The 14,259-nt window shown below is 29.1% G+C and carries 13 protein-coding genes; 12 read left to right on the top strand and 1 reads right to left on the bottom strand.

The features are described from left to right. Window positions 1-45 precede the first annotated feature (45 nt). Entirely contained in the window at window positions 46-996 is a 951-nt protein-coding gene (locus Q0G30_RS04425; protein WP_294387050.1) for an alpha/beta hydrolase, read from the bottom strand. Window positions 997-1,333: 337 nt separating this feature from the next. On the opposite strand from Q0G30_RS04425, the gene Q0G30_RS04430 reads away from it, so the two are divergent. The 12 genes from Q0G30_RS04430 (at window position 1,334) to asrC (ending at window position 14,246) form a co-directional block, all read left to right on the top strand. Continuing rightward, window positions 1,334-2,458, top strand: coding sequence for an SEC-C metal-binding domain-containing protein (locus tag Q0G30_RS04430; RefSeq protein ID WP_294387053.1), 1,125 nt, complete (start codon window positions 1,334-1,336; stop codon window positions 2,456-2,458). 298 nt (window positions 2,459-2,756) lie between these two features. Next, complete coding sequence (locus tag Q0G30_RS04435; RefSeq protein WP_294387055.1) at window positions 2,757-3,170, top strand: hypothetical protein; 414 nt, start codon at window positions 2,757-2,759, stop codon at window positions 3,168-3,170. Window positions 3,171-3,331: 161 nt separating this feature from the next. After that, window positions 3,332-3,790: a MarR family winged helix-turn-helix transcriptional regulator gene (locus Q0G30_RS04440; protein ID WP_294387058.1), complete on the top strand. Its 459-nt coding sequence runs from the start codon at window positions 3,332-3,334 to the stop codon at window positions 3,788-3,790. Window positions 3,791-3,842: 52 nt separating this feature from the next. Further along, the gene (locus Q0G30_RS04445) at window positions 3,843-4,265 is read left to right on the top strand and encodes a HutP family protein (RefSeq protein WP_294387061.1); all 423 of its coding nucleotides are present in this window, start codon (window positions 3,843-3,845) and stop codon (window positions 4,263-4,265) included. 266 nt (window positions 4,266-4,531) lie between these two features. Further along, complete coding sequence (locus Q0G30_RS04450) at window positions 4,532-5,572, top strand: ABC transporter substrate-binding protein (protein ID WP_294387062.1); 1,041 nt, start codon at window positions 4,532-4,534, stop codon at window positions 5,570-5,572. Continuing rightward, window positions 5,572-6,492, top strand: coding sequence for an ABC transporter permease (locus Q0G30_RS04455; RefSeq protein WP_294387063.1), 921 nt, complete (start codon window positions 5,572-5,574; stop codon window positions 6,490-6,492). Before Q0G30_RS04450 ends, Q0G30_RS04455 begins: the two co-directional genes overlap by 1 nt. Next, window positions 6,458-7,261 carry an ATP-binding cassette domain-containing protein gene (locus Q0G30_RS04460; RefSeq protein WP_294387066.1) on the top strand — a complete coding sequence of 268 codons (804 nt, stop codon included), beginning with the start codon at window positions 6,458-6,460 and terminating at the stop codon, window positions 7,259-7,261. Before Q0G30_RS04455 ends, Q0G30_RS04460 begins: the two co-directional genes overlap by 35 nt. A 483-nt stretch (window positions 7,262-7,744) precedes the next feature. Next, complete coding sequence (adhE, locus tag Q0G30_RS04465; RefSeq protein ID WP_294387068.1) at window positions 7,745-10,396, top strand: bifunctional acetaldehyde-CoA/alcohol dehydrogenase; 2,652 nt, start codon at window positions 7,745-7,747, stop codon at window positions 10,394-10,396. 222 nt (window positions 10,397-10,618) lie between these two features. Then, window positions 10,619-11,308: a Crp/Fnr family transcriptional regulator gene (locus tag Q0G30_RS04470; RefSeq protein WP_294387124.1), complete on the top strand. Its 690-nt coding sequence runs from the start codon at window positions 10,619-10,621 to the stop codon at window positions 11,306-11,308. A 149-nt stretch (window positions 11,309-11,457) separates the two neighbouring features. Beyond that, window positions 11,458-12,474, top strand: coding sequence for an anaerobic sulfite reductase subunit AsrA (gene asrA, locus Q0G30_RS04475; RefSeq protein ID WP_294387071.1), 1,017 nt, complete (start codon window positions 11,458-11,460; stop codon window positions 12,472-12,474). Next, on the top strand, window positions 12,467-13,261 hold the full coding sequence (gene asrB, locus Q0G30_RS04480) for an anaerobic sulfite reductase subunit AsrB (protein ID WP_294387073.1): 795 nt from the start codon (window positions 12,467-12,469) through the stop codon (window positions 13,259-13,261). Before asrA ends, asrB begins: the two co-directional genes overlap by 8 nt. A gap of 13 nt (window positions 13,262-13,274) precedes the next feature. Beyond that, a complete protein-coding gene (asrC, locus tag Q0G30_RS04485) occupies window positions 13,275-14,246 on the top strand; it encodes a sulfite reductase subunit C (RefSeq protein WP_294387075.1) in 972 nt (323 codons plus the stop codon). The last annotated feature ends 13 nt before the right edge of the window (window positions 14,247-14,259 follow it).

Here is a 14,259-nt window from a genome sequence, read left to right on the forward strand (position 1 = left end):
AAAATAAAAGTTTTGAATCCTCATTTTAAAGTTATGAAAATAATATTAATTTATATATTTATTTATAAAATTATTTACGGTTGTCCAATAAGTTATTGGATCTACTTCAGAGGCCTTAGCATGCTCTGCACCTTTTATTGTTAACATTTCTTTTTCGGAACTTGTTGCGTTATAAAGTTTTTCCATCATATAGTAAGGAACAAAATCATCTTGATCTCCATGAATATATAAAATTGGAGTTTTAGAGTTTTTTACTTGATCTATAGATGAAGCTTTACCTAAGAAATAACCAGCTCTTATTTTAGCAACAATAGATGAAACATTAAGTATTGGAAATTCAGGTAATGAGAATAGGGTATCTAATTGATATGCAAATTCATCCCAAACTGATGTATAACCACAATCTGAAACTATTACTTTCACATTAGGAGATATCTCTTCACCAGAAGTCATTAATACCGTAGCAGCTCCCATAGAAACTCCATGAAGGACTATTTCAGCATTTGAATTTTCATTTAATATATAGTTTATCCAAGAGATAATATCTAATCTATCATCCCATCCCATTCCTATATAGCTTCCTTCACTTAATCCATGGCCTCTTAAATCAGGAATAAGTACATTATAGCCATTATCATAATAATGTTTAGCGTATGTGCTCATATTTATTCCTTCACTTGTATAACCATGTACAGTAATAACCCATTTATCAGAATAGGTTTTATTTTTAATTTGATAACTATGAAGCTTTAAGTTATCTGAAGATATTAAATATTCATCAGTATAATTTGAATTGTTTAATAACCAGGAAATATCAGAATCCAAAACTTGTCCACTTGTTGCTTCTGCTTCTTCTGGTGTTCCAAATACTATATCTTTTGGAGTATTTGGATTTAAAGCTAAATTATAAAAGTAATTTCCAACAAGACTTAGGGATATTACTAGAATAATACTAATAAGCCCTAATGATATTCCTAAAAGTTTCTTTTTTTTCATCGTTACTCTCCTTTGTGAATTACTAAAATCAAATAGTTTGAAAATAAAAATTTATTTTAAATTATTCTATCATATTTTAGAAAAGAATAACAAGTAAATAAAGGGAAATGTTAATGGAGATAAGTGATATAGTATATTAAAGTTAACTGTATACATATTTAATACAGGATAATAGCAACTAAATTAAAAGGGGGCAGTATCACTTATATATGATAAAAAATTAACATATAGATATTCGATTTTTTGGTAAAAAATAATTTTGACTATAACGAAAAAATATATATAATAGAATAAGTGATTTTTTTTGTAGAATATAATATGGGGTGACATAAATTAAATGGAAGATAAGAATAAACTTCAAGAAGAAATAATGAAGGCTGATAATAAAACAGTTGAAAAAATGTGGAAAAGTATAGATGAGGATCATACTTTAAGAGCTTTCTTAGAAAAAATGACTAAAGATGAATTAGTTAAAATAGCTAAGAAATATGCGGTTAGAGGAATTACAACATTAAAGAAGGCTGATGTTGTTGAAAAAATGGTTACTGTAGTATTAGAGAATGCTAAAGTTGCTTTAGAGTTAATGGAAGAAAGTTCTTTAAAATATATAGAAGAATTACTTAAGGTGAACGGACTAAAAAAATATGAATGTAATGAGATGATTTATATTAATTATTTAAGAAATAGAGGCTTAGCTTTTTCAGGAGTTAAAAATGATGAGGCATTTGTAGTTATTCCAGAAGAATTAAAGAGCGTAATTAGCGGTCACTTAAATAAGGATTTAAAAGATAAAGCTAGATTAAATGAAGAAGTAATAAAAGCTATTTCAGGAATGGTTTATTACTATGGTGTTTGCAAAATAGATTTTATCAAATCTAATATAAAAAATATATTTGGAACAAGCTTTGATGAATCATATATAAATACATTAATAACAAATGGGGAAGAGCTTGGATATGACTATGTTGTTGATGGAGATATGCTTTGCAATATAGATGTAGAGGATGTAGAAAAGATATTAAAGCTTCAAGAAGAATGTAAAAATGATTATTATAAATTTGATAAGAAATCATTAGTAAAAGCAGGTAAAGTTGATTTTGTTGAAGAAAATAAACAAGGAGCTAAATTAGAGAAAGTTCTTGGTGAATTATTTGTTATTGATAAGAGTATCCTAAAGGAAGAAATGGATGGCTTTATAGTTGCTATAAAAAATGAAGTAGAAAAGTCTGAAGCTATAGATATATTTTTACAAGCTTATGAAATACAATCAGAAGAAGAAAGAAATATTTTTGTATATGAATTAGAACTTTTTGCAAAAAGCATTAGAAAATGGTCTTTAAAGGGATATACTGAAGATGAAATAGAAAAAGCAAATGCTAGAGTTGTTAATGAAGTTAAAATAGGTAGAAATGATCCATGCATATGTGGTAGCGGTAAAAAATATAAAAAATGTTGTGGATAAATTAATTATACTAAAAAGGAATGTTTAAATACATTCCTTTTTTCATGAATAATAAAGTTCTAATAATCTAAAAAAATTAAAGTGAATTAAAAAAAATAATTATTTGTTAATTAAATCATAATCTAAGCTAAAAAAGTGCAATTTAAATTAACTAAAAATGAAACTATTACAGCTAATAAATATTATAAGTATAGAATAATTAAATATTTTGTAAAGGTAAACATCGTGATTTTAGCGTCATAAAATATATTAGACCCAAGAAAATTATATAAAAAATATATTTGTGAGGTGAATTGAAATGTTTAGTGCAATAATGTTACTAGGTGCTTCTATACTCATGATAATTTCTGTAAAATTATTTGTAAAACAAATGAATTTAATTAATAAAGGTATAAAGAAAAAAGCAAAGGTTATAGAATTACAGGGTTTCAGTTATATAACTTATGGAAGTGAAAGAAATAAAATATATAATGTAGATATAAATCCTGTTTTAGAAATTGATTTAGGAAATGAAAAATTAAGAATTGATTATCACGACTATGATGAAATGTCAGATTTGAATGAAGGAGATGAAGTAGAACTTATTTATCCAGAAGGAAATATAAAAAAGATAACTAGATATTCAAAATATGAATTACTTAAAAAGTCAATTTGGTTTGGAATAATATCATTTATAATCATGATAATTTCTATAAGTTTGATAGTAATATAAATTTATAAATAGGGGAGAGTATTTTATATCTCCTCTTATTCATTTGTAATAAACAATATTAGTAAATTATAAATGATAAATAATTTCAAATAATACTGGATAAAATGTATTAATGTATTTTATAATAATAGTGTATTTTTATTTTTGGGAGAGTGAAACAAATGATACGTAAAGAGTCTGAGGACGTTTTAAATATGTTATTAGTAAAATTATTTAATGATATTTTAAAAATTGAAGCTGCAGCTATAAAGCAAGGCGAATTTAGTGATCTATCTGTTACTGAAAATCATATTATTGAAGCTATTGGTAAGGATAGAGAGATGACTATGACAGAGGTAGCAAAAGATTTAGATATTACAGTAGGAACATTAACTACTGCTATAAATAGATTAATAAAAAAAGAGTATGTTGAGAGAAGAAGAATAGAAGAAGATAGAAGAGTAGTTTTAATAAAACTGACAAACAAAGGAGAAATGGCATTTGATAGTCATGCACAGTTTCATGATGATATGATAAAAAGTATTATACAAGAGCTTCCGGAGACTGAGGAAACTGTACTTATAACATCATTAAAGAGAATGACTAACTTTTTTGAAGAAAAATATAATCTTCTTGGTTAGTTAATTAAATTATAAACTTCGTTTTGTAAAATATTTTAATATTTAAAGGGGTATGGGAATGAGTTATAGTTCAAGTATGGAGGTTGCTAAGATTGCTACACAAATGGCAATATCAACAAGAGAAGAAGAAGAGCAATTAAAGGAGTTATATAAAAAATCGGGAATATTAGTTACAGCAGTTAATATAGGCGGTAATATTAATGAATCTACATCTAAAATATTAGAGCGTGCTTTAGTGGCATCTAAAAGAAGTAATGTTATAAGGGATGAACACTTACATGAAGGTGGAATTATTGGAGCAACTAGAGATGCATTAATGCAAATTAGAGAGAGAGCTAGCGGACAAAATGTTGGAGGAAAAGTTGGAATAGCTAGAAAAGGACAACATATGAGCGTTTGTATATTTTTAAGCGTAGGTCTTCTACATTTAGATGAGGTTGTAATTGGGATTGGCCATAGGGCTGTGCCCGAATAATATAGTAGGTTAGTATAGAAAAAAATTTTATACTAATCTATTTTTTACGAATAATATGGATAAAAATTAAAATATTTACAATATATTGAAAATGTGATAACATAAATAATAACAATTTAATAAAATAACTCAATGTTTAGTAACAAAAAAATAAATAAATAATAATATGTTTAAAGAAAAGAAAAAAATATTATCTTTTCTTTTATTATGAAAAGTAGAATAGTAGGAAAAAGTTTGAGTTGTTTTAACTTTAGGGGGATGGAAACATGGTAGGAAAGAAAAAATTAGCACTAATTTTAAGTGGAGTTTTAATTATTGCAGGATTAGTTTCTTGTAGTAAGACAAATTCTTCAAATGAAGGTGGAAAAACAAAGGATGTAAGTAAAAATTCAAATGAATCTCAAGAGATGTATACAATTGGAATAAATCAATTAGTCCAACATGATGCTCTAGATGCTTCGAGGGAAGGGTTTATAGAAGGTTTAGAGGAAAAGGGATTTGAAGAAGGAAAGAACTTAAAGATTGATTATCAAAATGCTCAAGGTGATATATCAATTGCTAAAACTATTTCAGATCAATTTGTTACATCTAATGTAGATATGATATTTGCTATAGCTACATCGAGTCTTCAAGCATCTTATAATGCTACAAAAGATATTCCAATAGTTTTTACTGCAGTGACAGATCCTATTGAAGCCGGAGTAGCAAAAAGTTGGGAAAGTTCAGATACAAATGTTACAGGAACATCTGATATGGTTTCTATGGAGGAGCAATTAAATCTATTAATAACATTAGTTCCAGATATAAAAACGTTAGGTGTAATATACAATTCATCAGAAGCTAATTCATTAGCTCAAGTTCAAGAACTTAAGAAAGAAGCAGATAAAAAGGGAATAGATATTAAAGAAATATCAGTTACAACTGTCAATGAAATAAATCAAAACTTAAATTCAGCAATAGGATCAATAGATGCCTTATATGCACCTACAGATAATACAGTAGCCTCAGCTTATGATTTGGTTGGAAATATTTGTGTCAATAAAAAAGTTCCTATACTATGTGGAGAGGAAGCAGGGGTATCAAAGGGTGGTCTTTGCTCTATTGGTATAGATTATTTTAAATTAGGAAAAGAAGCTGGATATAAAGCGGCAGAGATTCTAAATGGAACAGAACCTAGTGATATTAAAATAACTACTTTAAGCGATATGTCTATTACTATTAATACAGATGTAGCAGAAAAGTTAAATATAACAATTCCAGAAGATATTGATGCAAAAGCTAATAAAGTAACTGGAGGGGTTCAATAGTGGAGGTAATACTTAACGCATTAGAGCAGGGACTATTATTTTCCTTGGTAGCAATGGGAGTTTATATAACATATAAGATATTAGACTTTCCTGATCTGTCTGTTGATGGAACATTTCCGTTAGGAGCGTCAATTTCAGCAGCTATGTTAATTCGCGGAATAAATCCATGGATTACTATATTAGTTGCTACGTTAGGAGGAGCTTGTGCTGGTGCTGTAACTGGTTTTTTAAATGTAAAACTAAAAATAAGTAATTTAATGTCAGGTATATTAGTTATGATGGGATTATATTCAGTAAATTTGAGAATAATGGGAAAATCCAATATACCGTTATTTAATACTAATTATATTTTTAGGAATCCTGCTATTAATTCAATATTTATTATTTTAGCGATAGTAATTTTATTAAAAGTAATATTAGATTTATTTTTAAAGACAAAAACAGGATTTTTATTAATTGCAGTTGGTGATAATGAACAAGTTGTGTCATCGTTAGGAGTAAATAAGAATATAATTAAGGTTTTAGGATTATCTATAAGCAATGCATTAGTAGCATTGTCAGGAGCTTTAACAGCACAAAATCAAGGGTTTTCTGATGTTACCATGGGAACTGGAATTGTTGTTATGGGATTAGCAGCAGTAATAATAGGGACATCCATATTTGGAAAATTATCTATTATAAAGGTTACAACATTATCTATATTTGGTGCAATAATATATAAGTTAGTTGTGGCAATAGCATTATGGATGAAATTAAATCCAAATGATTTAAAGATATTAACAGCCATATTAGTTGCTATAGCATTAGCATCAAATAGTGGTGTATTTAAAATAAAGAATAAAAGAAAAAGATTAAATGGTAATAATGGTGAAGGTGGTGAAGAAAATGCTAAAGATTCAAGGGCTATGCAAAGTATTTAATCCTAACACCATAAATGAAAATAAAGTTTTTAATAATTTTAGTATAGAAGTAAAGAAAGGTGAATTTATAACTATAATAGGTTCAAATGGTGCAGGTAAATCAACTTTATTAAATCTAATTAGTGGTAATATACCTATAGATTCTGGAATGGTATTATTAGATGGAATGGATGTATCATTCAAGGAGGAGTATGCTAGGGCAAGGGAAATTGGGCGAGTTTATCAAAATCCATCGGTAGGTGTATCTCCTAATATGACTATTTTAGAAAATTTAGCTTTGGCAGACAATAAGGGAAAAGTTTATGGACTTTCTTTTGGAATTAATAAAAAAAGAATATCATATTATAAGGAATTGCTTGTGAAGCTTGATTTGGGACTGGAAAATAAACTTTATAATAAAGTAACATTATTATCTGGAGGACAACGTCAAGCATTAACTCTTATGATGGCAGTTATGTCACAGCCAAAGCTTTTATTGTTAGATGAGCACACAGCAGCATTAGATCCTAAAACATCAGCTAAGATAATGGAGATTACACAAGAAGTTATAAAAGAAAATAATATCACTACATTAATGGTAACTCATAATATGAAGCATGCATTAGAGTGTGGTAATAGATTACTTATGATGCATGAAGGAAAAGTACTTTTTGATATTAAAGGAAAAGAGAAGCGAGAATTAACAACAGAAAAATTAATGGAAATGTTCAGCAACTCTAATATTATTGATGAAGTAAGTGATAAAAGTTTACTAACTTCATTGGCATAGTATAACTGATAAAAAGGGATTGAAATTTAAGTTTTCCTATAAAATAGGAAGAATTTAAGATTTCAATCTTTTTTTTGAATATAAAAATAGATTATAACAAAATATAATAAGAAAAGAAATGAAGTTTGTTATTAATATAACAAAAGAGGGTAAAGGTTAATAAAAAGACAAATTAGTCGAATAAAAATATAAATATAAAAAATAAATACTGGAAATTTAAAAAATGTCAAAAAAATATAAAAGCAATTGAAAATGTTAACATGATTGAAAAGACAAGGGTTTAGAAGTTGTTGGAAATATAAGTTTAAAATAAAATAAAAAAAAGCTCAAAAAAAGTTTGACAAAAAATAAACAAACGAGTACAATAATGGTGTGGACAAGTTAAAGAATTAACAATCAAAACAAAAACTTAACAAAGTCCCTGAAAATTAAGATATCAATGAAAATTATTATAAATATTGATTATTTAGGAGGATGTAATAAATGAAAGTTACAAACGCTCAAGAATTAACAGCAAGAATTAAACAATTAAGAGAAGCTCAAAAGAAATTCGCTACTTACACTCAAGAACAAGTAGATGAAATCTTCAGACAAGCAGCTTTAGCAGCTAACCACAACAGAATTAAGTTAGCTAAGATGGCTGTAGAAGAAACTGGAATGGGAATAGTAGAAGATAAAGTTGTAAAGAACAACTTTGCTGCTGAATATATATACAACCAATATAAGAACATGAAAACTTGTGGAGTTTTAGAAGAAGATAAAACAAGTGGAATCACAAAGGTAGCAGAACCAATCGGTGTTATATCAGCTATCGTTCCAACAACAAACCCAACATCAACAGCAATATTCAAGTGTTTAATAGCTTTAAAGACTAGAAATGCTATCATAATCTCTCCACATCCAAGAGCTAAGAACTCTACAATAGAAGCTGCTAAAATAGTTTTAGAAGCTGCAGTTAAAGCAGGGGCTCCAGAAGGAATAATCGGATGGATAGATCAACCATCAGTTGAATTATCACAAAACGTTATGAGAGAATCAGATATAATATTAGCTACAGGTGGTCCAGCAATGGTTAAAGCTGCTTACTCATCAGGAAGACCAGCTTTAGGGGTTGGAGCAGGTAACACTCCAGCAATCATTGATGAATCAGCTCACATTAAAATGGCTGTAAACTCAATATTACTTTCTAAGACATTTGATAACGGGGTTATATGTGCATCAGAACAATCAATCATTGTTTTAGAAGAAGTTTATGATGAAGTTAAGAGAGAATTAGCTGAAAGAGGAGCATACATCCTTAAAGGCGAAGAAATAGATAAAGTAAGAAATATAATCTTAAATGAAAAAGGTGGATTAAACGCTGACATGGTTGGTCAATCTGCTTATAAGATTGCTAAGATGGCAGGAGTTAATGTTCCAGAAACAGCTAAAGTTTTAGTTGGGGAAGTTACTTCAGTTGAATTAGAAGAGCCATTCTCACATGAAAAATTATCTCCAGTATTAGCTATGTACAAAGCTAAGTCATTTGAAGAAGCTTTAGATAAAGCTGATAGATTAATTGAATTAGGTGGTATGGGTCATACATCAGTTCTATATACTGATCAATTAAAGAACAGAGATAGAGTATTAACATTCGGAGAAAGAATGAAAACTGCTAGAACATTAATTAACATGCCAGCAGCACAAGGGGCTATCGGAGACTTATTCAACTTTAAGTTAGCACCATCATTAACATTAGGATGTGGATCATGGGGAGGAAACTCAGTTTCAGAAAACGTTGGTCCTAAGCACTTAATTAACGTTAAGAGCATTGCTGAAAGGAGAGAAAATATGCTTTGGTTTAGAGTTCCAGAAAAAACTTACTTCAAATACGGATGTTTACCAGTAGCTTTAGCTGAATTAGGTGAAATGGGTAAAAAGAAAGCATTCATTGTAACAGATAAGGTATTATTCGAAATGGGATATACAAACAAAGTTACAGAAGTTTTAGAAGCTCACGGAATTCAATATAAAATATTCTCAGATGTTGAACCAGACCCAACATTAAGATGTGCTAGAGCTGGTGCTGCAGAAATGAATAACTTCCAACCAGATGTTGTAATTTCACTTGGTGGTGGATCAGCTATGGATGCTGCTAAAATCATGTGGGTTATGTATGAACATCCAGAAGTTAACTTCCATGATTTAGCAATGACATTCATGGATATAAGAAAGAGAATATACAAATTCCCAACAATGGGTCAAAAGGCTATGATGGTTGCTATAGCAACTTCAGCTGGTACTGGATCAGAAGTTACTCCATTCGCAGTTATAACTGATGAACAAACAGGAGTTAAATATCCATTAGCTGATTACGAACTAACTCCAGATATGGCTATCGTTGATGCTGAATTAATGATGACTTCTCCTAAGGGATTAACAGCTTGTGCTGGTATTGACGTATTAGTTCACGCAGTTGAAGCTTACGTTTCAGTAATGGCATCAGAATACACTAACGGATTAGCTTTAGAAGCAATTAGATTAGTATTCAAGTATTTACCAGATGCTTATAACGAAGGTACAACTAACATTAAAGCAAGAGAAAAAATGGCTCATGCATCTTGTATGGCAGGTATGGCATTCAGTAATGCATTCTTAGGAATTAACCACTCAATGGCTCATAAGCTAGGTGCATTCCACCACTTACCACACGGTATGGCTAACTCTTTAGTTATGAAAGAAGTTATTAAGTTCAATGCTACTGATGCTCCAACTAAGCAAGCAGCATTTGCTCAATACAAATATCCAAATGCAGCATGGAGATATGCTAGAATTGCAGATCATTTAGGATTAGGTGGAAACACTGAAGCTGAAAAAGTTGAATTATTATTAAAGGCTATAGATGAGTTACAAAACAAAGTAAATATGCCTAAGACAATTAAAGATGCTGGTGTAAGCGAAGTTAAATTCTTCGAAACATTAGATGAAATGGTTGAGCAAGCTTTTGATGACCAATGTACAGGAGCTAACCCAAGATATCCATTAATGAAAGAATTAAAAGAAATGTATATCACTAGCTACTATGGTGAAAAAGAAGAAGCTGTTAAAGAAGCAGCAGTAGAAGCTACAGCTAAAAAAGAAAAGAAAAATAAATAATCAATAATATATATTTGAAAAGTCCTAGTGAAAGCTAGGGCTTTTTTATTGAGATATATGCTCTTTTTATCCTAATAATTATATTTTTTCTATATTATAGGCTTAAGTTATTGAATATAACTATATATTAATAAAAATATATCTATAATATTTATAAAAGAAAAAGATATATTTTTATATAGTTGTGATATAATATTCACAATAATAATACTAGGAGATAAGATTTTGGAAAAGAGCAGTTTAAATTTAGATGAAAGTTCACTATTTTCTCAAGTAGCTAAGAGTACAATTTGTAAATTAAATGAGATTTGTTTTATAAAGGAATTAAAAAAAGGAGACCATTTATTTAGAGATAAGGAAGTTATAAAGAGTATATATGTAGTTAAAAGTGGAAAGGTTGCTCTATATAAGCAAAGCGAATCAGCTCAAAAGAAAGTAATATTTATTTTAGGAAAAGATACTGTAATAAATGAGGTAATAATTGATAATCTACCAGCATCAATTAATTGTGAAGCTTTTGAAAGTGCAGAAATTTTGTGCTTTGATAGAGTTAAATTCTTAGAAGTTATGAAGGAGGATTTCGAACTATCAAAGATAATAATTAATTCATTAGCAATAAAGGTTAGAAGATTATATAGACAAGGTAAGAATTCTATTCCTATAAAGGTAGAAAAAAGGGTTGCGGCTAAATTATGGAAACTATCAAGAGACTATGGAATAGAAATAGAAGAAGGTACATTGATTGATTTAAATATAACGATTACATATTTAGCAGATATGTTTGGAGCACCTAGAGAAACAATATCAAGAGCTTTAAAAATCTTAAGTAATAAAGGTTTAATTATTAATAAAAATAAAAAAATCATAGTTCCAAATAGAGATAAGTTAGTGAAATTCTTTAAAGAAAATTAGATAGATTATTAATAATTACTTATTAAAGAAAATTAATAAGATGTGATAAACGTCACATCTTTTTTTTTATAAAAAAAATATAATAGCCTTATGAAATCTTGTTAATCAATTAACAAGAACGCGAAAAAATAAGCTAAGAGGTGTTTTACATGGGATATAAACTTAACTTAGAAAATATGAATTTAGCTTTAAATGAGTTAAAGAAAACATATAAAATCTATGCTCCAAAGGTTTTTGAAGGTGCAGGAACTTTTTCAGATACTGATAGAGTAAGATATGGGGAAATTTCAACTATAGAAGAAATTGAATTTGATCAAAAATCAAGTTATTCATATAAAGAAACAATTTTACCTACAAGACAAACTTTATTTTTCTTTACAGATGATGAATGTAAAGAAGCTGAAGTAGATGAAAGACCGTCTTTAATATTCTTAAGAAGCTGTGAAATACATTCATTAAAGAGAATAGATGATATCTATTTAAGAAATGGATTTGAAGATGTTTATTACAAGAAAATGAGAGAAAATGCAAAGTTCGTTTTAATTGGTTGTGAAAAGAGCTTTGAAAATTGTTTCTGTGTAAGCATGGGATCAAATAAAACTGATGAGTACAATGCATACATTAAAGTTGATGGAAAAGATGTGTACTTAGATATTAAAGATGAAGAAATCGAAAATATAATAGCTTCTATAGAAAAAGAAGAAAAGGAAGTTACACCTGACTTTGTTACAGAAAATCCTGTTAAGGTTAATATTCCAGAAAACTTAGGTTTAGAAGTTATGAAATCTACAATGTGGAATGAATATAATGAAAGATGTATAACTTGTGGTAGATGTAACTTTGTCTGTCCAACATGTACATGTTTCACTATGCAAGATATATCATATAAAGATAATAAAAACGCAGGTGAAAGAAGAAGAGTTTGGGCTTCATGTCATGTAGATGGATATACAGATATGGCAGGTGGACATAGCTTTAGAAAAGAAAAAGGACAAAAGATGAGATTTAAGACTCTTCATAAAGTCTATGATTACAAGAAAAAATGGGGATATCACATGTGTGTTGGATGCGGTAGATGTGATGATATCTGTCCAGAATATATCAGTTTCTCTACTATAATAAACAAGTTAGAAGATGCTATGAACGAGGTGAAGAATAATGACTAAGAATGAATACATACCATTTAGATCAGAAATTTTAGAGGTAATTGAGCATACTCCAATAGAATACACTTTTAGAATGGCTTATAAAGGAGATGTTAAACCAGGTCAATTCTTTGAAGTATCTCTTCCAAAGTATGGTGAAGCACCAATATCAGTAAGTGGAATTGGTGAAGGATATGTAGACTTAACAATAAGAAGAGTTGGTAAAGTTACTAATGAAATATTTAAGAACTACGTAGGAGATAAATTATTCTTAAGAGGGCCTTATGGAAATGGCTTTGATATAGAAAACTATAAGAACAAAGAAGTTATAGTAGTTGCTGGGGGAACAGGGCTTTCACCAGTAAGAGGAATAGTAGAATATTTCTCAAGAAATAGCCAAGATTGCAAGGGTATGACTTTAATATCAGGATTTAAATCACCAGAAGATGTTTTATTTAAAGAAGACATGAAAGAATGGGAAAAGACAATGAATCTTATTTTAACAGTTGATACTGCTAAAGAAGGTTATGAAGGTAAAGTAGGTTTAGTTACTAAATATATTCCTGAACTTGAAATTAAAGATATGGAAAATGTACAAGTAGTAGTTGTTGGACCTCCAATGATGATGAAGTTTACAGTTTTAGAATTCTTAAAACTTGGAATCAAAGAAGAAAACATTTGGATTTCTCAAGAAAGAAAAATGTGCTGTGGAATAGGTAAATGTGGACACTGCAAAATAGATGATACTTACATTTGTTTAGATGGTCCAGTATTTAATTATACAGTAGGAAAATCTTTAATTGATTAGGAGGAAGTAATTAATGGATATCAATACTAAAAAGCTTAAAAAGAATGCCTTTAGAGTTACAAAACATAGAGGACTTACAGCTTCAAGAATAAGAGTACCAGGTGGACATTTAAATGCTAAATATTTAGGTCTTATTCAAGAAATTGCTGAGACATATGGTAATGGAACAGTTCATTTAACTACAAGACAAGGTTTCGAAGTTCCAGGAATAGATATGAGAAACATGGACAAGGTTAATGAATTACTTCAACCAATTATTGAAGGATTAGAAATAAATCAAGAAATTCCAGGAAAGGGATACACATCAGCAGGTACAAGAAATATAAGTGCATGTATAGGTAACAATGTCTGTCCATTTGCAAATTACAATACAACTAATTTTGCAAAAAAGATAGAAAAGGCAATATTCCCACATGACTTACATTTTAAAGTTGCATTAACAGGATGTCCTAACGACTGTATGAAAGTTAGAATGCATGACTTTGGTATCATAGGAATGACTGAGCCGCAATTAGATGAAAGTAAATGTATATCTTGTGGAGCTTGTGTTAGAGCATGTACTAAAAAGTCTACGGCTGCTTTACATGCCGAAAATTACACACCAGTAAGAGACCATAGCAAATGTATTGGATGTGGTGAATGTGTAATTAACTGTCCTACAGGAGCATGGACTAGAAGTAAAGAAAAGTATTATAGATTAGCTATAATGGGTAGAACAGGTAAGAAAAACCCAAGATTAGCAGAAGATTTTATAATTTGGGTAGACGAAGATAGCATAATTAAAGTAATTCAAAATACTTATAAGTATGTTACTCAATATATAGATAAAAATGCACCAGGTGGTAAGGAACACATTGGTTATATAGTAGATAGAACAGGATTTGAAGAGTTTAAGAAATGGGCATTAGACGGAGTTACTCTTTCAGATAAAGCTATATTAAAAAATAATATATATTGGAGCGGAATTAAGTATCCAAATACTTAATATAAAAAGCAGT

It is taken from the genome of uncultured Clostridium sp. (assembly GCF_934754925.1).
Classification (GTDB): Bacteria; Bacillota; Clostridia; order Clostridiales; family Clostridiaceae; genus Clostridium.